Annotated in this window: 16 protein-coding genes; 10 read left to right on the top strand and 6 right to left on the bottom strand. The window is 61.8% G+C overall.

Features of this window, described 5'->3' with window-relative positions; translation table 11 throughout:
- Positions 1-38: 38 nt before the first annotated feature.
- The 3 genes from L7A15_RS07715 to L7A15_RS07705 form a co-directional block, all read right to left on the bottom strand.
- A complete protein-coding gene (locus tag L7A15_RS07715; RefSeq protein ID WP_237208546.1) occupies positions 39-647 on the bottom strand; it encodes a TetR/AcrR family transcriptional regulator in 609 nt (202 codons plus the stop codon).
- A gap of 236 nt (positions 648-883) precedes the next feature.
- On the bottom strand, positions 884-2,851 hold the full coding sequence (locus tag L7A15_RS07710) for a hypothetical protein (RefSeq protein WP_237208545.1): 1,968 nt from the start codon (positions 2,849-2,851) through the stop codon (positions 884-886).
- Positions 2,852-2,886: 35 nt separating this feature from the next.
- Positions 2,887-3,468, bottom strand: a complete 582-nt coding sequence (locus L7A15_RS07705; RefSeq protein ID WP_237208544.1) for a hypothetical protein — start codon at positions 3,466-3,468, stop codon at positions 2,887-2,889.
- 240 nt (positions 3,469-3,708) lie between these two features.
- On the opposite strand from L7A15_RS07705, the gene L7A15_RS07700 reads away from it, so the two are divergent.
- Positions 3,709-4,719 (top strand): TPM domain-containing protein, encoded by a 1,011-nt coding sequence (locus L7A15_RS07700; RefSeq protein ID WP_237208543.1) that lies wholly within the window; start codon positions 3,709-3,711, stop codon positions 4,717-4,719.
- 82 nt (positions 4,720-4,801) lie between these two features.
- On the opposite strand, the gene pdxT is transcribed toward L7A15_RS07700, so the two are convergent.
- Positions 4,802-5,440, bottom strand: a complete 639-nt coding sequence (gene pdxT / locus L7A15_RS07695; protein ID WP_237208542.1) for a pyridoxal 5'-phosphate synthase glutaminase subunit PdxT — start codon at positions 5,438-5,440, stop codon at positions 4,802-4,804.
- Positions 5,441-5,773: 333 nt separating this feature from the next.
- Entirely contained in the window at positions 5,774-6,679 is a 906-nt protein-coding gene (gene pdxS, locus L7A15_RS07690) for a pyridoxal 5'-phosphate synthase lyase subunit PdxS (RefSeq protein ID WP_237208541.1), read from the bottom strand.
- Positions 6,680-7,231: 552 nt separating this feature from the next.
- On the opposite strand from pdxS, the gene L7A15_RS07685 reads away from it, so the two are divergent.
- From L7A15_RS07685 to L7A15_RS07665, 5 genes are all read left to right on the top strand, one after another.
- Positions 7,232-8,686: a glycoside hydrolase family 16 protein gene (locus L7A15_RS07685; RefSeq protein ID WP_237208540.1), complete on the top strand. Its 1,455-nt coding sequence runs from the start codon at positions 7,232-7,234 to the stop codon at positions 8,684-8,686.
- A gap of 218 nt (positions 8,687-8,904) precedes the next feature.
- On the top strand, positions 8,905-10,521 hold the full coding sequence (locus L7A15_RS10685; RefSeq protein ID WP_272878639.1) for a PLP-dependent aminotransferase family protein: 1,617 nt from the start codon (positions 8,905-8,907) through the stop codon (positions 10,519-10,521).
- Between the two features lie 78 nt (positions 10,522-10,599).
- Positions 10,600-11,202: a DUF308 domain-containing protein gene (locus tag L7A15_RS07675; protein WP_237189440.1), complete on the top strand. Its 603-nt coding sequence runs from the start codon at positions 10,600-10,602 to the stop codon at positions 11,200-11,202.
- Between the two features lie 167 nt (positions 11,203-11,369).
- Complete coding sequence (locus L7A15_RS07670; protein WP_237189441.1) at positions 11,370-13,121, top strand: ATP-binding protein; 1,752 nt, start codon at positions 11,370-11,372, stop codon at positions 13,119-13,121.
- Between the two features lie 268 nt (positions 13,122-13,389).
- Positions 13,390-13,785, top strand: a complete 396-nt coding sequence (locus L7A15_RS07665; protein ID WP_237189442.1) for a hypothetical protein — start codon at positions 13,390-13,392, stop codon at positions 13,783-13,785.
- Positions 13,786-13,864: 79 nt separating this feature from the next.
- Here L7A15_RS07665 and L7A15_RS07660 read toward each other — a convergent pair whose 3' ends face one another.
- Complete coding sequence (locus L7A15_RS07660; RefSeq protein WP_237208539.1) at positions 13,865-15,760, bottom strand: FAD-binding monooxygenase; 1,896 nt, start codon at positions 15,758-15,760, stop codon at positions 13,865-13,867.
- A gap of 290 nt (positions 15,761-16,050) precedes the next feature.
- Here L7A15_RS07660 and L7A15_RS07655 point away from each other — a divergent pair, with 290 nt between their 5' ends.
- From L7A15_RS07655 to hpaD, 4 genes are all read left to right on the top strand, one after another.
- Positions 16,051-17,541 carry a fumarylacetoacetate hydrolase family protein gene (locus L7A15_RS07655; RefSeq protein ID WP_237208538.1) on the top strand — a complete coding sequence of 497 codons (1,491 nt, stop codon included), beginning with the start codon at positions 16,051-16,053 and terminating at the stop codon, positions 17,539-17,541.
- A 69-nt stretch (positions 17,542-17,610) separates the two neighbouring features.
- Positions 17,611-18,282 carry a GntR family transcriptional regulator gene (locus L7A15_RS07650; protein ID WP_237208579.1) on the top strand — a complete coding sequence of 224 codons (672 nt, stop codon included), beginning with the start codon at positions 17,611-17,613 and terminating at the stop codon, positions 18,280-18,282.
- Positions 18,283-18,316: 34 nt separating this feature from the next.
- Positions 18,317-19,822: a 5-carboxymethyl-2-hydroxymuconate semialdehyde dehydrogenase gene (hpaE, locus tag L7A15_RS07645; RefSeq protein WP_237208537.1), complete on the top strand. Its 1,506-nt coding sequence runs from the start codon at positions 18,317-18,319 to the stop codon at positions 19,820-19,822.
- 78 nt (positions 19,823-19,900) lie between these two features.
- Complete coding sequence (gene hpaD / locus L7A15_RS07640) at positions 19,901-21,007, top strand: 3,4-dihydroxyphenylacetate 2,3-dioxygenase (protein WP_237208536.1); 1,107 nt, start codon at positions 19,901-19,903, stop codon at positions 21,005-21,007.
- Positions 21,008-21,151 lie beyond the last annotated feature (144 nt).

The raw sequence follows: 21,151 nt of genomic DNA, 5'->3' as shown, positions 1-21,151 counted from the left end.
TTCAGATCGTAGGGTCAGTATAAGTCAAAGGGGGCGGGCTAGGAGATAGCTGCCCGCATCATCTGGGCCAGGCGCTCGCCGGTGGCTTCTGCGGTGTTTTCGCCGGTGAAGTCGGTGGCCAGCCAGCGGACGGCCAGCCAGGCAACTCCGGCAGCAACGAACTGGGTGTAGTCGCTGGTTAGATCGGGGTTCTTGGTGATGAAACGTTCGGCAACGGCCGGTCGGCTGAGAAAACGGTGGCTGAGGAAGTCGATGAGTTCGGCGACCAGGGAGGAGTTGCCCGAGATAGCCAGCACGTTGCGGTAGAAATCCGCGTCGACCTGCAGCTGCTTGAGTAGGTTGGTGCTGACCTCGCTGGTAAAGACAGCGACGGACGCGGCGGGGTCGGTGGGCAGTAAGGCGTCGAAGGCGGCGCTGAGCTTGGTGAGAGCCGCGGCGTGAATGAGCTCGTGCACGTCGGTGAAGTGCTGGTAGAAGGTGGGGCGGCTGACCCCTGCGGCCTTGACGAGGGCGGTGATGTTGAGGTTGCCGGGGTCGCCGGTGCCCAGGGCCTCGGTGGCTGCGTCGATGAGGGCTGCGCGGGAGCGGGCCGGACGCGGGTCGGCGGCTCGTGCATCCTCGGCGGTGGGTGCCAGGGTGGTAGACACAGCGGGGTTTCCTTTCGCTCTTCATTTTTCTTACAGATGTAAAGTTTACGCCTGTAAGAAAAATTGGCAAGCAGGGGTGTGAAAAACGAACTGCGGGGTTTCTTTCGAGATGCGGATAGAATCACCGCAGTTCGAAAGAAACCCTGCAGTTCGCAGAAGGACGGACGACGGCACCGTCCGGCACAATGAGCTGGGCGTCGCCGTCCTGAGGGAAAGAAAATGGAAGTGGTGCGTTTCTACCAGTTCATCACTTCGGACTCAACGCCCATGATGATGCGGTCAGCGTCGCGTCCTTCGCGCAGGAACTGGGTCATGCGGTCAGGGGCGATCGCGATACAACCCCAGGACTGGTAGGCAGCCACACTCGCGGCGGCCCCGGAGTAGGGGATGGTGTGCAGCATGATAGCGAAACCGGCGGTACCTGAGGGGACGGATCCGTCCAGGTTGCGGTTGTAGTTAATCATGAGGCCCTGGCGGTAGTCGCCACGGGTCATGTAATTCCACATGTTTTCGTTGGGGTAGCCCAGGGCGCCGTTTTCGATGTACCTGTTGTAGTACCAGGTGTTGCGGTCGCCGCCCCAGCGGGAGTTACGGTTGATGGTCTTGTAATCGCTGAAGCCGCTACCGGGGTTGGCTACCCCGAAGGGGGTGGAGAGGCTGAAGGAGCCGGTGGGGCTGTAGGCGCCGGCGGTATTGCCGGTGACGCCAGCGGGCAGGAGCTCACCGGTCTCGTAGTCGCGGATGCGCTTCCAAGGGGCGAGGAAACCGCTTTCACCGAAGGCGGCGGGGGTGCTCCACTTGAGGGTGTACATGCCGTGGGTGTTCTGGCAGGAGTAGAACATGCCGTGTGAGCCGACCGGGTCGTTGCGGTAGGCGGAGTAGCGCGGGGCAAGGGCCAGGGCTACCTGACGGGCTCCCTGGGCTGAGTACTTGGAGCGTCCGTTGTTGAGGGCGTGGCACTTCTGGGCCTGGTGGCCGTGGGTGCCGCCGCCGTAGTTGTCCCAGGTTATGACGCCGAATTCGTACTTTTGGTAGCAGCGGCCATTGGAGCAGGTTTCGGCTGAGGTGGGGAAGCCGTAGCGGCGAGGCGTGTCTACCCCGCCCGCACGGAAGTTACCGTTGGACGCCCAGTAGCTGCCGATGGCGCCACCGAAGTAGACGTAGTGGGTGCCGGTACCCCAGGCCGTCCAGTAGATGCCGCCGTCCTGACGGGTGGGGCTGTAGAAGAGCTGTTCTGCGGCCTGCCCGTTGTGGTGGGAGATTTCGTCGCTGACAGGAATGCCGTAGCTAGATTTCATGCCGCCTGCGGCTTTCCAGGTAGCGCGGATGGCACCGAAGAGGCCGTGGGTGCCGTAGCCCGGTGACCAGACCACCGTGCCGTGCTGGAAGTCCTGGTAGCAGGAGTTGTGGATGAAGCCGCACTGTTCGTCGCTGGTGGGGTAGCCGTAGGAGCTGCCGGTGGCGCCGAGGCGGTTCCAGAGTCCGCCGATGGCTCCGCCCAGGTTGACGTAGTGGGTGCCGGTGCCCCAGTTGGTCCAGTAGAAAGCGCTGATTCGGCCGTGGGGGTTGAGGAAGTATTGTTCGACGGCTTGACCGCCGGAGCGGGCAATTTCTTCGGTGGTGGGGATTCCGTAGCCGGAGGTCATGCCGCCAGCTGCCAGCCAGGTGCTACGAATGGCGCCAACGAGGAGGCGGGTTCCGGTGGAGGGTGACCAGACGAGGGTGCCTCGCTCGAAGTCCTGGTAGCAGGAATTGTGCATGAATCCGCACTGTTCGTTGCTGGTGGGGTTGCCGTAGACAGCCTTGGTGAGGCCGCCGTCTGCCTTGTAGCGTTGGCCGATGGCCCCTGTCCAGTGGACGGTGTAGGTGGGGTTGGCGGCGGCTGCTGCTACCGGGGTTTCGGTTGCTGGGGCCGGGGCGGTAGGTGCCTGGTCAGTAGCTGGTTCGCTGGTTTGCTCTTCAACTGGGGCTGCCGTCGGGGTAGGGGTGGGGGCGCTGCCCTGTTCTGTGGGCGCGGGGGTTGCTTGCTCAGTGGGTGAAACGCTTGACGTGGCACCTGTGGCCTCAGCTTCAGTCGGGCTGGTGCTGATGGTCTGTGCCGCCGGGGTGGCGGGCGTGCCGTCCTGGGCGGTAGCGGGTGTTGCAGCCCAGCTGAGCCCTGTGAGCAGGGCGAGGGAGAGGGCGAGTCCCTGGGAGAGTTTCATGGGTGTTCTTTCTCTGGGGTGCGTGTGTGATGTGGTTAGAAATCTGTTTCGACGGTGAGGGTTTGGGTGGGCTCAAGGGGGTTGAGCAGGGTGATGGACAGGACGCTGGGGGTTTGGTCGGTGGGGAAGAAGATGGTGAGCTCTTCGCTGGCGCCGGGTTCTATGAGGCCGTAGGTGGTTTCGGCTCCGTCGCTGGTCATGGCGAAGCCGGTGACCTCGGTGCCGTCGTCAAGACCGAGGGTGGGGAAGCTGAGGGGGGCGGCGTCGATGGCCTGCTCGGAGGTGTTGGTGATGTCGAGGTTGACCTGGATGCCTGCGGTGCCTGCTAGGGTGCGGCCGGTGGTGCGGCTGAGTTCAGTTTTTTGGGCGTTGGTGATGTCGATGCTGACGGCGTCGATGCTGAGGGTGGTGGGGGTTGCTGTGGCGCTGGTGTCGGTAGCCTCTGCCGTGCTCTCGGAGGTAGCGCTTTCGCTGGCGCTTGTGCTTGAACTGGCACTCGCGCTGGTGGACGTGCTGGAGCTGGGGGTGGAGGGGGCAGCGCTCGACGTGCTGCCGCAGGCGCTGAGAGCTAGTAAGAGTGCTGTGGCTAGGGTAGCCCGTAGGGTGTGGGTGTGCATGGCTGCCTTGGGTGGTGCGTGTGTTTTTCTTATTCTAGGACGTGAGCTACGAGATAGTTTCGAGTACACGCGAGTTGCGGGGTTTCCTTCGAGATACGGATAGAATCACCGCAGTTCGAAAGAAACCCCGCAGTTCGCAGAAGGACGGACGTCGCCACCAGGTCAATCAGTAGGCTTGCTATACTGGTGGTAGGGGCAGGCAAGGGCGCCTACCCTATTACCTTAAGAAAGGACGCAGCCGTGAACCCGCACACTGACGCCACACGCCCCCAGTGCCAGACCAAGAAGTCACCCCGCAGGTTCGCTACCCTGCCCGCACTCGTGGCGGCGGGCGTCCTCACCCTCGCACCCCTGACCCTAACGGCAGCTGCAGCAGCAGACCTACCTGCCGCCCCGGCGTCCGGCAACATTCGCGACGACGCCAACCTGCTCACCGACGCCCAAGAGAACACCCTCAACGGCCTCATCGACCAGAAAAACCGGGGCACCGACCGCGCCCGCTTCGCCATCTACACCACCGACCAAAGCCCCGGTGACCTGCCCGACTACGCCACTGACCTGGGCAACACCTGGGGTGTCGGCGACCAAGGCAAAGATAACGGGGCTGTGCTGGTCATCGACATGGAGGGCCGTGAAACCTTCATCGCGGTCGCCGACGGCGCCGGGGCCTACATCAGCGATTCCGAGGCAGAAACCATCGCCAACGACGTCCTAGGCCCCTACCTCACCGACGGCAACTACAGCGCCGGGCTTGAGGCTACTATCAACGAAATCTACGCGGCAGCAGAAACCGAAAGTGCCGACAACAGCCTTGTGATCTGGGGTATTGCAGGAACCCTGGGCACTGTTGCCGCGATAATCGTCGGGTGGCTTAGCCTGGACTACCGCAAGGTCAAGCGGGCCGCCGAGGACGAGATGCGCCGGGCTCAAGAGGAAAACCCCGGCCTGAGCATTCCCGACGATATGCGCCGTGACTACATCAAATACCGCTACGCCAACCGCACCGCCCCGGCAGACCCCGACCAGCGCGAGGCCGAGCTGGCCGAGCAGGAGGCGGAGAACCAGGAAACCTACACCCGCTACGCCCCCACCTTTAACACCTGGCTACCCCTCTATATCGCCATGCCCCACCTGTATGCGGGCAGTAACTATGTGCCGGAAAGCTCAGCTGCGTCGAGTAGTTTCTCAGGCGGCTCCTCCTTCGGGGGCGGCGGGGGCTTTAGCGGCGGCGGGGGAGGCGGCCGCTTCTAACCAGCCTCAGCACACGGAAAACTTCACCTGCATGTTCTGTGAACGCGCAGGTGAAGTTTTTACTGTTTTATAAGGGGTAGGTTTAGGACGCCCCCGCCCGGCTGGCTAGGTCCAGCAGGGCCTCGTGGACGGTGGTGTCGCCGGTGAGCTCCGGGTGGAAGGAGATACCCAGCAGGTGGCCCTGTTGCACCCCGACCACCTGCCCGTCGTGGTGGGCTAGGACGGCGACGCCCTCACCCACCCGGGTCACAATAGGGGCGCGGATGAAGGCAGCCCGAACCGGCACCTGCTCGTCTGCCTCGGCAGGCCGACCGAAGCCGTCCGCCCCGGCAGAACCCCAGGCCAGCTCGGTTTCCGCCGAATCAACCTGGGAACCAAAGGCGTTACGGCGCACGGTCACATCGAGCAGGCCCAGGGTCTGCTGGCCGGCGGCCGGGTCCTCAATCTCACGGGCCAGAAGAATCAGCCCGGCGCAGGTGCCCAGGGTCGGCAGGCCACCCGCAATAGCGTCAATTAGGGGCTGGCGCAGGCCAAAAATCCTGGTCAACCGGTCAATAGTCGTCGACTCCCCACCAGGAAGAACCAGGGCATCCAACCCCACCAACTGCTCAGGACGCTTAACCAAAACCACCTGCGCCCCCAGCCCCTCCAGCAAGGACGCATGCTCAGCCACCCCACCCTGCAGGGCAAGAACACCAACAATGGGGCAGTATCCAATCATGGAAATCCTATCTCTCAAAAGGTCTAGAGGAGCTCGCTACGCTCGCCCTGTCCTCGGCTCGCCGCTGCGCTATGCTCGCCGGTAACAATGATTTTTTGATTCGCCTGGGGACGGTAGGAGCTCGCTACGCTCGCGCACTTCTCGCCTCGCCGCTACGCTCGCGCACTTCTCGCCTCGCCGCTACGCTCGCGCACTTCTCGCCTCGCCGCTACGCTATGCTCGGCGCTGGTAGTGAATTTTTATTTCCTCGCTCGCGCTGTCCTCGGCTCGCCGCTACGCTATGCTCGCCGGTAACAATGATTTTTTGATTCGCCTGGGGGCGAAAAATCATTGTTACCAGCCTCGCTCCGCCAAACGGTGAGGGGCGGGCAGGTCTGCCACGTTGATACCGACCATAGCCTCGCCCAGGCCGCGGGAAGCATCCGCAACAGCAGCCGGATCATTGTAAAAAGCAGTCGCCTTGACAATAGCCTTCGCACGGGCCTCGGGATTACCCGACTTGAAAATACCCGAGCCCACAAAAACACCGTCCGCACCCAGCTGCATCATCATGGCAGCGTCAGCCGGAGTTGCCACACCACCAGCAGTGAAAAGCACCACGGGCAGCTTGCCAGTCTCAGCAACCTCACGCACCAGCTCATAAGGGGCAGCAAGCTCCTTAGCCTTGACATAAAGCAAATCCGGGGCGGTAGCGTGCAGGGCCTGCAGTTCAGCAATCTGGGTCTTGATAGTACGAATATGCTTGGTGGCTTCAGAGACGTCACCGGTACCAGCCTCGCCCTTGGAACGAATCATGGCAGCGCCCTCGGTGATACGGCGCAGGGCCTCACCCAGGTTGGTGGCACCGCAGACAAAAGGCACCTTAAAGGCGTGCTTATCGATGTGATTGACGTAGTCAGCGGGGGAAAGAACCTCAGACTCGTCGATGTAGTCCACTTTGAGGTGTTCGAGAATCTGGGCTTCCACAAAGTGGCCGATGCGGGCCTTGGCCATGACGGGAATAGAGACAGCGTCGATGATTCCCTCGATCATGTCGGGGTCGCTCATGCGGGCTACGCCGCCCTGGGCGCGGATATCGGCGGGGATACGTTCGAGGGCCATGACGGCCACGGCGCCGGCGTCCTCGGCGATTTTGGCTTGTTCGGGGGTGACGACGTCCATGATGACGCCGCCCTTGAGCATGTCGGCCAGGCCGCGCTTGACGAGGGGGGATCCGGTGATGGTCTTGTTTTCAGTCATGGTTTCTAGGGTGCCCCACCTAAGTGGTCTAAGAATAGAGCCACTTTTGAGCAAAGTTTTTAGACCATAGGCGGCTGCTGGTTTGTGGGCTGGTGGGTGGAAAGGGTGGACGCCCGCCTGTCGGTTTGGGGGACACAATAGGGGACAAGGCCACAGGATGGGGACTGATGGGGGATATTTTTGTGGTCTTGTAGCAGTTTTGGGGGACAAAACCACCAGCTTGTTCTTGAAAAATACCGTAAAAAAGACCAAATAAGGCCCTTTGGGGGACATGAGTAAAAATTAATCCAAAAATTTTTTCCACCCAACAACCCACACATGACAAGGCAAAATGAAAACACTTTCACATGAAAGCATCAATTTTGTCCCCAAACTGACTTGTTTTGTCCCCCAAACGTCCGTAAAGTTTTCTACCGAAGCACGACGGGCTCCCCAAGCCCGGGTTCCTCCCCAAGGAATCAGATCCTCCCCAAGGATCACAAACACCCCAGGGTTCTCCCCAAGAACTCACCGCCCAAACAACACATACGAAACACGAAAGAGACCCAAACAATGCTTTCCGTATCACGCCGCAACTTCCTGTCCCTGACTGCCGCAACCGCAGTTGCAACCGCGCTGTCCACCCAGGCTGCCCAGGCCGCCACCGTCGTTACCCCCATGAACGGTGCCAACCTCAAGTCAGGCGTCCTGCGCGTTATGCCCCTGACCGACGTGAACTACACTTCACCTTTCGCTCAGGCTTTCACCAACGCCGGTTCCTTTACCCCCTCCGGCGTCAAGACCTCCGACGCACTCGTTGAGGCCACCTTCACCACCTCCATCCCCGCCACCGGCGCCATCTACACCCGTGTTCTGGCTCGTCGTTCAGCTAACGGCCGCGACTTCTACGCTGGCCTGCTGGAAATCACCAACACCGGCCGCCTGCGCATCGTCATCGAGCGCGTAATCAACCACCGCACCGTTGTTGTTGCTCAGAAGTTCCTCACCATCAAGGCACCCGCTGGCACCTTCTCCTTCGACCTGGCCCTCTCCGTCCGCGCCACCCGCCTCGTTGCCCAGGTCCTGGTTCCCGGCGCAGCCGCTGAGACCCTTGTTTTTGACGACGTCAACGTCCCCCTCGCTTCTACCCCCGCAGGTGTTGGCACCGCAGCTTCTGTCTACGCCGGTCGCACCGCTCCTGCCGCTCACGCTATTGAGCTGACCGCCGCTAAGGCTGACAACTGGGGCGAGCACCGTGGTGCCCTGACCGCCGCTGGCTGGGGCAAGATGATTTTCGAGGACGACTTCAACAACGGCGCCATCGACGGCACCAAGTGGAACGTCCGCGATAAGAAGTACCTGAGCTACGACTCCGGTGTGAACCTCAAGGAAGCTGTCACCATGGGTGACTCCTCCACCAAGATTTGGCTCAAGAAGCTGGCTACCCCCGTCACCTACAAGGACGGCAAGGTTCGCGAGTGGGCTACCGGTTACATCGACACCATCGGCAAGTTCTCCTCTGAGTACTTCCGCCTGGAATACCGCGCCAAGCAGCCTGCCTCAACTCCCGAGCACATCGGCGCCTGGGGCGGCATCTGGATGCGCCCCGACAAGACCTCCCTGCTGGGCGAGATCGACATCTCTGAGTCCTACGGTTACACCTCCGGCAAGCAGAAGATTGACATCTCCAACCGCTCTGAAGGTACCGTCCACTACGGTCAGCAGCAGGGCAATACTGCCAAGAAGAACGCTCTGATCCCTGTTCTGGGTCAGAACCTGGCAGATGAATACCACACCTGGGCTATCGAGAAGACCCCTGCTGGTATCAAGTTCTTCTTCGACGGTGTTGAGTACCTCTTCGTGTCCTCCACCGATCCTCGCTACCAGGCCGCTCTGCCGGTCGGCGAGAAGTTCAACATCCGCCTGTGCATGCAAGCAGGCAACGCGTACTGGGGCGGTCTGGCTTCCACCACCGCTGACTGCGCGATTGAAGTTGACTACGTACGTGTTTGGGAGTACGTAGGCTAGTCAGATTCCCTGGGAAGAATCTGGTGCAAGTGAGGCGTCGGAGCCAGCAGCTCGGCGCCCCGCTTGTTTAATAATTGAATATATTGGGTGAAGATGTCTACCGCTGTTTGGGTGCGGTAGGCATCTTCGTTTGTGTGGGGTGGTTGTTTGGGGTGAGGCGGTAGTATCAGGGGTAGGACGCTGGCTGGCCTGCTGGTTGCGATGAGAAGGAGGGGCTTGTGGCTGGTTTTGTGCGGGGGGACGGGCTGCCGGTGAGGGTGGTTCGGTCGGCGCCTGGGTCTTTGCCGTCGCAGATTGCGGAGCAGGTGAGGTCCCTGATTACGGATGGTTTTTTGGTGGCTGGTGATGTGCTGCCTTCGACCCGTTCCCTGGCTGAGAGGCTCGATGTTTCACGTGGAACGGTTGTTTTTGCGTATGAGCAGTTGGTGGGGGAGGGGTACCTGGTCACGGCCCGTGGGGGGACGCGCGTCGCCGAGGGTCTAACCTTCGGGGCTGGTACCAGCCCGGTTCGTCCAAGCCAGGACGGCCCCGTCCTGCCCCGGGGGGATAGCCAGCCCTACCCTGCCAAGGCTCGGGCTACCCGCCCCCAGCCTGAGCGACAGACCCAGTCCACCCAAGCCCTGCCTGTCCAGGCCGGGGCCCAGAACCCCCTCATTGATTTACGGCCTGGTGCCCCCGATACCTCCCTGGTGGCTTCAGCTACCTGGCGGGCTGCCTGGCGGGAGGCTGCCGCAACCCCCGGCCCGGCCTACCCGCCAGCTGGCTCCCCAGCCCTGCGGGTGCAGCTGGCTGACCACCTGCGTCTGATGAGGTCGGTGCTCCGCAGCCCCGACGACCTGATCGTCACCGCCGGTGCCCGCGACGGCTTCCGCCTGATCCTGACGGCCCTGCGGCAACGGGTGCGGTCCCGGCCCCTGCGGGTAGCTGTTGAAAACCCCGGCTACCCTTCCCTACACCGAATCCCGCTGGCCTTTGGGCACGAGCTGGTGCCCGTTCCCGTCGATGAGCACGGCCTGAACCCGGCCTACCTGCCCACCGGGGCGTCGCGTCCGGATCTTGTGCTGGTCGCCCCCAGCCACCAGTACCCCCTGGGGGCTTCTATGCCGGTGGCCCGCCGCCTGGAATTGCTTGCCTGGGCGCGGGAGCACGACTCCCTCATCGTTGAGGACGACTACGATTCCGAGCTGCGGTACACCGGCGACCCCCTACCCGCCTTGGCCTCCCTGGACCGGGCCGGGGGGCCGGGTGCGGAGGACTTTGACCGGGTTTTGACCCTGGGGTCCCTGTCGAAGACGGTGACGGGGGGCCTGAACCTGGGGTTTGTGGTGGCCCCCCGGCACCTGCGGGCTGACCTGCTCGATTTGCGGGCTGACCTGGGTAATCCTGTGTCCTCCCTGGTGCAGGACGCCATGACCTCCTACCTAGCTGTGGGTGGTTTGCGCCGCCATACAGCCCGCATGAGGCGTATCTACCGGGGCCGCCGGGAGCGGGTGGTTGAGGCGCTGACCGGCCTGCCGGGCGTCCAGGTGTTGCCTATGGACGGGGGGTTGCACGCCGTGGTTCACCTGCCTGCGCTTGCCCCGGCCGATGAGGACGCCCTGGTTGCCCGCGCTGAGGCCGCCGGGGTGCTGGTAGCGCCCTTGGGAGCCTACTGGTCGGCCTCGTCCGTGACTCCTGCGGCCGCCGGGGCCGCCGGGGCCGCCGGGGCTGCCGGAGCCGGGGCATCCCCAACCCGCCCGCGTCCCCTCACTGGCCTGGTGCTTGGTTTTGGTGGGGTGCCAGACCGCAAACTTGACCTGGGGCTGGACCTGGTGCGGACGGTGCTCCAGGGCTAGGAGCGCACCCGGCCTGTTTCCTGGGCTTAGGCGCTTCATACGGTGGGCTGGCCCTGCTGGTGTGGTTAGACTGGTGGGGTGACTTCTCAAGATCAGTTCCCCGAATCTGCCCGCCCTAGCTCCCTTGAGGGGGGCGGGGCCCTGGCTGGCGCCCTGGTGCGTCCGACCCTGCTTCATACCCTGGTTTTCCTCGCCTTTGGTTTGACGACGGTGTTTTGGCAGGAGCCAACCCTGGGCGTTATCACCGTGATGTTGGGCCTCTACCTGCTGGGGTATGCGGGGGCGTCCTATCTGACGTCGGTGACCTGGCGACGGGCTACCGGGGATGGAGCTACTGCCCAGGCCTTGATGTCGATCGCTATGGTGCAGGCTGCCGGTGGTGCGCTTGCCTTGATTGCTGCGCGTAGTGAGTTCTGGCTGACGGTGATTGCCTCGTGTGCCTTGGGTGTGGCCGGGGTGCTGAAACTCTTGGCTGGTATGCGAACTAAGGACGCGAACCCGGCAGCCCGTGACTGGCAGCTGGAGGGTGCCGTGGTGACCTTGTCGGCTGCTGCCCTGCCGGTGGTTTCTGAGATTGGTGATAAGGCGATTATGGGGACGGCCGCTGGTGGCGCCCTGATTGCCGGTATTTTCCTCCTTATCGGGGCCCTGTCCCTGCGGGGAGAGGCCCGGCGCTCCTAGTTGTTGAAGAGTTGTTTAAGGGTTGTTTCTCTTTCTCATCCGACCTTGACCTGGGTAAATGATCCTTGTGGGTGGTTTTTGCGCCCTTGGGTTGCAGGGAGTTGTTTAATAGTTGTTTTCATATACTTGCTCATAAAACTTAAAACAACTCTTCTATACTGATAGGTATGACCCTCGTCGATACAGCTTCTGAGAACGTACCAGATCATATTTACCAGGCTCTTGAACGTGTCTGGGAAGGGGCATCTGGGGAATCTGTCGAATCTGACATCTTGGAACTTAAAGAAGACCCTTCCTGCATACCTGCTTCACCGAAGGGTGCTCGTGCTGGGCTCATCGAAAAACTCATTGACGAGTCCATCTGTTTTGCTAATAGTGATGTGTCAGAGGGGTATATCCTCATCGGGGTGAGCGACAGGCAACGGGGCCCAGAGGCTTTTACAGGAACCAATTTAGAAACTGATGACCTTGAGAAGAAAATCTACCAAGGTACTGTTCCCAACCTTCGGGTAGAAGTTTCTGTGGTGGTATATCGTGGGGTGCGGTTGCTGTGTATCCGTATCCCTGAAGGTTTAGCCTTATACGCGCGTACCAGAGGTCAGGCTGGTCGCAGGGTGAAAACTAGTTGTGTTCCTCTGAGTGAAGAAGAGCGCCGGTATATTGCCTCGAACCGGGCTAATCCGGATTACTCAAATTCTTTATCGTGTGTGTCAGTGGATCAGGTTCCTGCGGAATCTATTGCTGAGCTAGCCAGGCTTTTGAATTCTCGTAAAGGCGCAGAGGGTAGAGGTGTTTCCTCTTTCACCCGCCATGAAATTTTGCGGGAACTAGGCCTTCTTGATCAGCGCACTGGTTATGTGAGGCGGGCTGGAGAAATTTTACTCTTGCCTGCTGAGGGGGCAAACATCACCATTCGGCACTTGTGGAGGCCCATGGTGGGTGCTGATCCGCAGGTCAATGAGTTTTCAATGCCGCTGATTCTTGCTCTTCCTTCGGTGCGGCGGTTGATTGGTGAACAGGCTTCTCGTGAGGTGGAACGTATTCAGTTTCCGGACGGCCAGGAATATCGAGTCCCTCGCTTTCCGGAGTCGGCCATTGATGAAGCGCTGACGAATGCGGTAATTCACCGTGATTGGCAGCTTGCTGCTCGGCCTATTGTGATTGACCAATCACCTGGGGTGCTAAAGATTTGGTCACCGGGTTCCCTGCCTGTGGGCGTGAGTGCTGACAAGATTCTGGTGACTCAGTCAATGCCTCGGAATGCTCGTTTAATGACGGCTATGAGGGTGTTGGGTCTTGCTGAAGAGTCTTCTCGTGGGTTCGACCGTATGTGGGTTTCTATGATCTCGACGGGACGGCCGGCACCGGAGGTTATCTCCGGGGAGGACTTTGTTGAGGTTGTAATGTCTGCTGCTGCGCCTGATACTGACTTTATTCGGCTGGTCCATGCTGCTCGGGAGGCCTTCCCTGACTATGTGTGGTCTAGCGTTAATACTTTGATTGTTGCTTGGGCCTTATGGCACCATCCTGTGATTACTTTTCAGCAGGTGGTTAAGCAGACTCAGGTGACTGAGCTTGAAGCCCGTGAGCTTATGGGGTTCTTGGCTAATGTAGAAATTGTTGAGGCCCTGTCCCGTGATGAGTGGGGGTGGGGTTCAGCTATGCAGGATTATGTTTCCTTGCCCTCTGGGGCTGAGAGGCTTATCAGTATGGAGGCATGGGTTCGTGAAAGGGCTCATAACGGCGGGGTGACTGCGGCTGAGGTCGCCTATAAGTACGGGGTGGAGCGCCAGGAGGTCACTGCCTTGTTACGGCGATTGCGCGGGCAGGGTCTTGTGAGAATTGATCCCTCTGGGCCGCAGCGGGGGCCAAATACTCTTTGGGTTTCTTCGGGTGGTGGCAGGGCCCGGCGCTCCTAGTTGTTGTAGGAGTTGTTTAAGGGTTGTTTCTCTTCCTCATCCGGCCTTGACTTGGGTAAATAGCCTTTGTGGGTGGTTTTTGCGCCCTTGGGTTGCAGGGAGTTGTTTAATAGTTGTTTTCATGTACTTACTCATAAAACTTAAAACAACTCTGGTGCGGTGTGGGTCTGGTGGGCTGTAGAAAGCCCTGGGTGGGTTTGGTGCCTGAGCAAAGTGGGGCTTGACCCCGTAGACTGGTGGGTAGTTTGTATTCAGGAGGATTGGTTTAGTGACTGAGAAAGATAAGGCCCCGCAGGGTAAGTTGAAAGCTCAGGTGAGCGGCCCGCTCATTATTGCTTTTGTGCTGGCGCTGGTGGCTTTTGGTTGTATTTCAGTGTTTGGTGCCGGTGGAACGAATAACACCCCGAATTTTGCCCTGGCGGCAACTGTTGCGGGTGCTGTTTTTGTGGTCACCCTGGTAATGTGTGCGACTCTGATTTTGGTGGAGAAGCCGAATGACCCGTCTTTGGGTGAGGGCACCGGGATTAACCGGTCGTCTGCCAAGCTGTATGCTGAGGCTAAGGCCCGCCGTGAGGCTGAGGCTAAGCGTCGGGAGGCGGAGGAGAAGGAGCGCCTGGCTCAGCGCATTGATGAGGCGAATGCTGCCCAGGACGGCCAGCAGTAGGCCCGCGCGGTAAAAGCTAGAAAGGCCGGGGGCAGGTACCAGTGGTGGTACCTGCCCCCGGCCTTATTTCTTAAGGTTCTTAGGCCTCGGGGGTTCGGAGGACCCCGTCGAAGTAGGCCGCTAGGGCTGCGTGGTCTGTCAGGGGCAGGACGGCGCCGACGTACTGGTCGGGGCGCACGACGACCACAACGCCGTCGCGGGAGAGCTTACGCTCCTCGAAGATATCCTCGTCAGGTAGGGCGCAGTAGATGTTCTCCCAGTACTCAATCTGGTAGGTGCCAACCAGCGGGCGGAAAGCTGCTGGTACATCGGTCACCTCAAAATCAGTGTAGTTCTGCTGGTAGACCACCACCGGCTCAATCAGGGCGTCAAAATCTTCCCCTTCAGCCCGGTAGCGTACAAAGGGGGAGGTGGCGTCCTTGGTCAAAAAGTCACTCAGGGCCCGCACCGCAGAGTCGGCGGACGCAGGGTGGGCGGCGTCCGCAAAAACATAGAGGCGGTAGCGCCCATCGGCCATAGCCTCGTGGCCCAGGTGGCGGGCAAAAGCATTCTCACGGCGGTTGACTCGCGCGGAGCGGAACCGCTTACCCACGGGGAAGCCCTCAGCCAGGTGCTGGTGCTCAGTGCCACCGGTCAGAAGAGAGGGCTTGTACTCGGTCATGAACCCGGCCGGGAACTCGGCGGTCTTGACGTAGAACTCCTCAAGGTACTCGGGGCTGGGCAGGTCCTCGGGCTTGGTGGCCATGAGGGTAGACCACTCTTTATCGAAGTCAATCAGGTTCTTGGCGATCTCCTGGCGCTCGCCGGAGTAGGTGTCGAGCAGGGCCTCGGGGGCGCGTCCTGAGAGCACATGGCCAAGCTTCCAGGCGATGTTGAAGCCGTCCTGCATGGACACGTTCATGCCCTGGCCTGCCTTGGCTGAGTGGGTGTGGCAGGCGTCGCCGGTAATGAAGACGCGGGGGGTGCGGGTGCCCCGATCACAGGTGTCGACGTCGTCAAAGTGGTCGGTGAGGCGGTGACCCACCTCGTAGACCGAGTGCCAGGCCACGTTCTTCACGTCGATGGAATAGGGGTGGTAGATGGCGTTGGCGCGGTCGATAATTTCTTCGATGGGGGTGGAGCGCACGGCATGGTTGTCGTCGAGGGGGACTTCGCCCAAGTCAACGTAGACACGGGCCAGGTGGCCACCCTCGCGGGGAATGTGCAGGATGGAGCCCTTGGTGGAGGTGATAGCGCACTTCATGCGCCAGTCGGGGAAGTCTGTATTGACAACGACGTCCATGACGCCCCAGGCGTGGTTGGCGGCGTCGCCCGAGAGGGTGCGGCCAATGGCCTTGCGGACGCCGGAGCGAGCCCCGTCGCACCCAATGACGTACTTGGCTCGCACGGTGCGCTCTTCGCCGTAGCGTTCGCCGGTGGTGTGGCGGACGGTGACTTTGACGGGGTAGTCGTTCTCTTCTTCGATGGTGAGCCCGACGAACTCGATCCCGTAGTCGGGGGTGATTTTGCCGGGGGAGTTGCGGGCAAAATCGGCAAAGTAGTCGAGAATACGGGCCTGGTTGATGATGAGGTGGGGGAATTCGCTGATGTTGTGGGGGTCGTCGGGGGTGCGGGTGGTGCGGATGATGTTGTCGGGGTTGGCCGGGTCGGGCTTCCAGAAGCTGGTTTCGGTGATGTGGTAGGCCTCGCGGATGACTTCTTCGGCGAAGCGGAAGGCCTGGAAGGTTTCGACGCTGCGGGCCTGGATTCCGTCGGCCTGGCCGAGTTCGAGGCGGCCTGCCCGGCGTTCGATGATTCGGGTGCTGACGGTGGGGAATTGGGAGAGCTGGGCGGCGGCGATCATGCCGGCGGGGCCGGAGCCGACGATGAGGACGTCCATTGTCTCGGGGAGCTGGTCTGGGCGGTTGATACCGTGCCCGGCTGCTTCTTCGATTCGGGGGTCACGGGAAACGTAGCCGTTGTGGTGGAAATGCATGGGTGTCTCCTTGGGCGGGTGCGGCTTTGCACCGGACTGTGAGTGTGATGGGTAGCACCTATTGTGCTTGAATCATATACGATATGGGTTTGGGGTGGCAAGGGTTTAAAAGATGGGATTCTTGTTGGCGCACCCCTGGTGTGCCCTGGGCTGCTGCCCTGTGCGGTCACCGCCCGTCTTGGTGCGAGTGGTTTTTCAGTGGGTCTTGATATGACCTAGGTTACTTGCTAGGCTGGGGGCAATCATATACGATTTCTCGTGAAGTCCACCGAGCTCAAAGAGGAGGCTCAATGACCACCGCCCCCGTTCCCGTCACGCCCGGCAAGATCATTGCCGTCCATGTGGCCTACGAATCCCGTGCTGCCCAGCGCGGCCGCCGTCCGGCCCAGCCCTCCTACTTCTTCAAGCCCACCAGCTCCCTGGCAGGCTCCGGCGCCCCCGTCGAACGCCCCGAGGGCACCGAGCTCCTCGCCTTTGAGGGGGAAATCGCCCTGGTCATCGGCACCCCGGCCCGCCGTGTCTCCCTCGATGAGGCCTGGAACCACGTCGCCTATGTCACCGCCGCCAATGACCTCGGTATCTACGACTACCGCCCCGCTGACAAGGGCTCCAACGTGCGCTCTAAGGGGCGCGACGGCTACACCCCCCTCGGCCCCGGCCTTATCGACGCCCGCACGGTGTCAGAAGACCAGCTGCGTCTTCGCACCTGGGTCAACGGCGAGCTGGTGCAGCAGGACGACACCGCTGCAGCTAACATGATTTTCCCCCTCTCCCAGTTTGTCGCCGACCTCTCCCAGCACATGACTCTTGAGACTGGGGATGTCATTCTGACCGGCACTCCGGCAGGGTCTTCCGTACTTGCTCCCGGCGATACGGTGGAGGTAGAGGTAGACGCCCCTGACGCTCCCGGAGCCCCCACATCAGGCCGCCTGGTCACCCCTGTTATCGCAGGTGAGGGCGGGTTTGACGAGGCCATCGGCACCCTACCCGCCGTAGACGAGAAACAGACTGAAGAGGCCTGGGGCTCCCGCGAAGCTGCCGGCCTGCCCCCGCTTGCTGAACCGGCCCCCGTCCTGACCGACGACCTGCGCCGTCTCCTACAGGCCGTACCCACCGCCGGGCTCTCCGCCCAGCTCCGCGCTCGCGGCCTCAACAACGTCGTCATTGAGGGCGTCTACCCCCAGACGCCCGGCACCAAAATCGTCGGTACCGCCAAGACCCTACGCTTTGTGCCCAACCGCGAAGACCTCTTCAAGACCCACGGCGGCGGCTACAACGCCCAAAAACGCTGCTTTGACGAGGTCGCCGAGGGCGAGATTATCGTCATTGAGGCCCGCGGGGAGTCCGGCTCCGGCACCCTGGGCGACATCCTGGCGCTGAGGGCGAAAGGACGCGGGGCCGCCGGCGTCATTACCGACGGCGGGGTGCGCGACTACGCGGCCGTCAAAGAGATCGGTCTGCCCGTCTTCACCCAGGGACCCCACCCGGCCGTCCTGGGACGCAAGCACGTCCCCTGGGAGGTCGATGTCGCTGTGGCCTGCGGTAACGCCACCGTCCTGCCCGGTGACATCATCGTCGGCGACGACGACGGCGCCATCGTCATCCCCCCGGCCCTCGCCGCCGAAGTCGCCCAGGCAGCCTTCGAGAAAGAACATGAGGATGCCTGGGTCGCCGAGCAGGTAGCCGCCGGGCACCCGGTGGACGGGCTCTTCCCCCCTACAGGAGAATGGAAAGAAAAGTACGCCGCCTGGCGCGAACACAATCCGCCCGCCCAGCCCTAACCCCTGTAGGAACCAGCTGTGACCACCACTGACTCCCGCCGCCCCCTTCCCCACTTGCACCCCGACTACATCGCAGTCCCTCCCAGCCTCTCTAAGGTTGAGGTCGCCTACCAGAAGATTCGCGAGAGAATCGTCTCCCACGAACTAGCCCCCGGGCACCGCCTCACCCTCTCAACCCTGGCTACCGACCTCGACATGTCAGTAGTACCCGTGCGCGAGGCCATCAGGCGGCTGGAAGCTGAAGGGCTGGCAACCTTCGAACGGAACGTCGGTGCCAAGGTGGCCATGGTCGACGAGTCAGCCTACACCCACAGCATGCAGTGCCTCGGGTTGCTTGAGGGGGCAGCCACCTCAAAATCTGCCCCCTACCTCACCGCCCAAGACCTCCAAGAAGCCAAGGACCTCAACGCCCAACTCGAAGCCCTCCTGGAAGACTTTGACCCCAAGGCCTTCACCGAGATCAACCACCGCTTCCACCAAAAACTCTGCTCAGCCTGCCCCAACGACAGGCTCCTCGAATTGGTCGAGGCCGAATGGAGCCGCCTGGGAAACCTGCGAGAATCAACTTTCTCCTTCGTTCCCACCCGGGCCGCCCAATCGGTCGCTGAACACGCTGAAATCATCCGCCTCATCGAAGACGGGGCCAGCGAGCAGGAGATCGAACGGGCCGCCCGCGACCACCGCAAAGCCACCCTCGCAAGCTACCTCACCAGCAAAGAACCCCAACTCACTAGCCCCTAAACCACCAGCTCTTATCAGACAAAGGAGTTTATCCATGAGCACCCCCACCCCCGCCAAGCCTGCCGGGCTGCCCGAGCGCATCCAGCACTACATCAACGGCCAGTTCGTCGACTCCATCGACGGTGAAACCTTCGACGTGCTCGACCCCGTCACCAACCAGCCCTACATCCAGGCTGCCTCGGGCAAGAAAGAAGACATCGAAGCCGCTGTAGCTGCTGCCCGCACAGCCTTCACCGAAGGCCCCTGGCCCCGTATGCTCCCGCGCGAACGCGCCCGCGTGCTCATGAAGATCGCCGACATCGTCGAATCCCGCGAGGACGCCCTCGCCCAGATGGAATCCTTCGACTCCGGCCTCCCCATCACCCAGGCCAAGGGCCAGGCCCGACGCGCCGCCGAAAACTTCCGCTTCTTCGCCGACCTCATCGTCGCCCAGACCGATGACGCCTTCAAGGTCCCCGGCCGTCAGGTCAACTACGTCAACCGCAAGCCCATTGGCGTCGCCGGCCTGATCACCCCCTGGAACACCCCCTTCATGCTGGAGTCCTGGAAGCTGGCCCCGGCCCTGGCCACCGGTAACACCGTCGTCCTCAAGCCCGCCGAATTCACCCCCCTCTCCGCCTCCCTCTGGGCCGGAATCTTCGAAGAAGCAGGCCTACCGGCTGGCGTCTTCAACCTGGTCAACGGCTTCGGCGAAACCGCAGGTGACGCCCTGGTCAAGCACCCCGAGGTCCCCCTCATCTCCTTCACCGGCGAATCCAAGACCGGGCAAATCATCTTCGCCAACGCAGCCCCCTACCTCAAGGGCCTCTCCATGGAACTCGGCGGCAAGTCCCCGGCCGTTGTCTTCGAAGATGCCGACCTTGAAACCGCCATCAACGCCACCATCTTCGGCGTTTTCTCCCTCAACGGTGAACGCTGCACCGCAGGCTCCCGCATCCTGGTCCAGCGCAGCATTTACGACGAATTCGTTGAACGCTACGCCGCCCAGGCCAAGCGCGTCAAAGTCGGTCTGCCCTCAGACCCCGCCACCGAAGTCGGCGCCCTGGTGCACCCCGAACACTACGAAAAGGTCATGTCCTACGTAGAAATCGGTAAGACCGAAGCCCGCCTCGTCGCCGGCGGCGAACGCCCCGCTGACTTCCCCGAAGGTAACTTCGTCCTCCCCACCGTCTTCGCCGACGTCGCCCCCGACGCCCGAATCTTCCAAGAAGAAATCTTCGGCCCCGTTGTCGCTATCACCCCCTTCGACACCGACGAAGAAGCCCTGGAACTGGCTAACAACACCAAGTACGGCCTCGCCGCCTACATCTGGACCTCCAACCTGCAACGCGCCCACAACTTCTCCCAGGCCGTCGAAGCAGGCATGGTCTGGCTCAACTCCAACAACGTCCGCGACCTCCGTACCCCCTTCGGCGGCGTCAAAGCCTCCGGCCTCGGGCACGAAGGCGGCTACCGCTCCATCGACTTCTACACCGACCAGCAGGCCGTCCACATCAACCTCGGCGAAGTCCACAACCCCGTCTTCGGCAAGGCCGACTAAAACCCCACCACACACTCGCGGCCGCCGGGCAGGCACCGTAGCCTCCCGGCGACCGCCCCACCCAAGAAAGCAAAAACCATGTCACCTACCTTTGTTGACTACCCCGTCATCGTCCCCGACGAAAACGCACCTGACATCGTCCGCTGCGCCTCCATGGAACTGGTCGTCACCGACCTCGAACGCTCCCGCAACTTCTATGTCGACGTGCTCGGCCTCGTCGTCACCGAAGAAGACGAGAACACCATCTACCTGCGCTCCCTTGAAGAGTTCATCCACCACAACCTAATCCTCCGCAAGGGCGACGTTCCCGCCGTCGCCGCCTTCTCCTACCGCGTCCGCACCCCCGAAGACCTCGACAAGGCCGAAAAGTTCTACACCGCCCGCGGCTGCGAGGTACGCCGCAAGAAGGACGGCTTCGTCAAGGGCCTCGGCGACTCCGTGCGCGTCCTCGACCCCCTCGGCTTCCCCTACGAATTCTTCTACGACGTCGACCACGTCGAACGCCTCGCCTGGCGCTACGAACTCCACACCCCCGGCGCCCTCGTCCGCCTCGACCACTTCAACCAGGTCACCCCCGACGTCCCCAAGGCCATCGAATACATGGAAGACCTCGGCTTCCGCGTCACCGAAGACATCCAGGACGAAGCCGGCACCTCCTACGCCGCCTGGATGCGCCGCAAGCCCACCGTCCACGACACCGCCATGACCGGCGGCGACGGCCCCCGCATGCACCACGTCGCCTTCGCCACCCACGAAAAGCACAACATCATCGCCATCTGCGACAAACTCGGTGCCCTGCGTCTTTCCGACCACATCGAACGCGGCCCCGGCCGCCACGGCGTCTCCAACGCCTACTACCTCTACCTGCGCGACCCCGACGGCCACCGCGTCGAAATCTACACCCAGGACTACTACACCGGCGACCCCGACAACCCCCGCGTCACCTGGGATGTGCACGACAACCAGCGCCGCGACTGGTGGGGCACCCCCGTCGTGCCCTCCTGGTACACCGACGCCTCCCGCGTCCTCGACCTCGACGGCAACCTGGTACCCCTGGTCGAACGCACCGATGACTCCGAAATGGAACAAACCATCGGCGCCGACGGCTTCTCCTACACCCGCGCAGGCGAAGAAGACATGCCCGACTGGAAGAAGGGCGAATACAAGCTGGGCCACCAGCTGTAAAGACTGAAATACATAAGTTCGGTGCTTCGGGATATGCTCTAGCCGACTGACCCTCTTGGGGCTCGCGCGGGGCGCTCGCCCCAATTCACGCCAGACCCAGCCAGTCGGCGGCGAGCATATCCCTCAAGCACCCCCGCAGTATTG

The sequence above is a fragment of the Rothia nasimurium genome (assembly GCF_928391935.1).
Lineage (GTDB): Bacteria > Actinomycetota > Actinomycetes > Actinomycetales > Micrococcaceae > Rothia > Rothia nasimurium_D.
This window is presented reverse-complemented; position numbering and strand designations above follow the sequence as displayed.

Bases quoted from the DNA above. Each gene is read 5' to 3' on its own strand.
- L7A15_RS07710 (WP_237208545.1), bottom strand. From the start codon at position 2,851: ATGAAACTCTCCCAGGGACTCGCCCTCTCCCTCGCCCTGCTCACAGGG.
- L7A15_RS07705 (WP_237208544.1), bottom strand. From the start codon at position 3,468: ATGCACACCCACACCCTACGGGCTACCCTAGCCACAGCACTCTTACTA.
- pdxT (WP_237208542.1), bottom strand. From the start codon at position 5,440: ATGATTGGATACTGCCCCATTGTTGGTGTTCTTGCCCTGCAGGGTGGG.
- pdxS (WP_237208541.1), bottom strand. From the start codon at position 6,679: ATGACTGAAAACAAGACCATCACCGGATCCCCCCTCGTCAAGCGCGGC.
- L7A15_RS07685 (WP_237208540.1), top strand. From the start codon at position 7,232: ATGCTTTCCGTATCACGCCGCAACTTCCTGTCCCTGACTGCCGCAACC.
- L7A15_RS07670 (WP_237189441.1), top strand. From the start codon at position 11,370: ATGACCCTCGTCGATACAGCTTCTGAGAACGTACCAGATCATATTTAC.
- L7A15_RS07660 (WP_237208539.1), bottom strand. From the start codon at position 15,760: ATGCATTTCCACCACAACGGCTACGTTTCCCGTGACCCCCGAATCGAA.
- L7A15_RS07655 (WP_237208538.1), top strand. From the start codon at position 16,051: ATGACCACCGCCCCCGTTCCCGTCACGCCCGGCAAGATCATTGCCGTC.
- hpaE (WP_237208537.1), top strand. From the start codon at position 18,317: ATGAGCACCCCCACCCCCGCCAAGCCTGCCGGGCTGCCCGAGCGCATC.
- hpaD (WP_237208536.1), top strand. From the start codon at position 19,901: ATGTCACCTACCTTTGTTGACTACCCCGTCATCGTCCCCGACGAAAAC.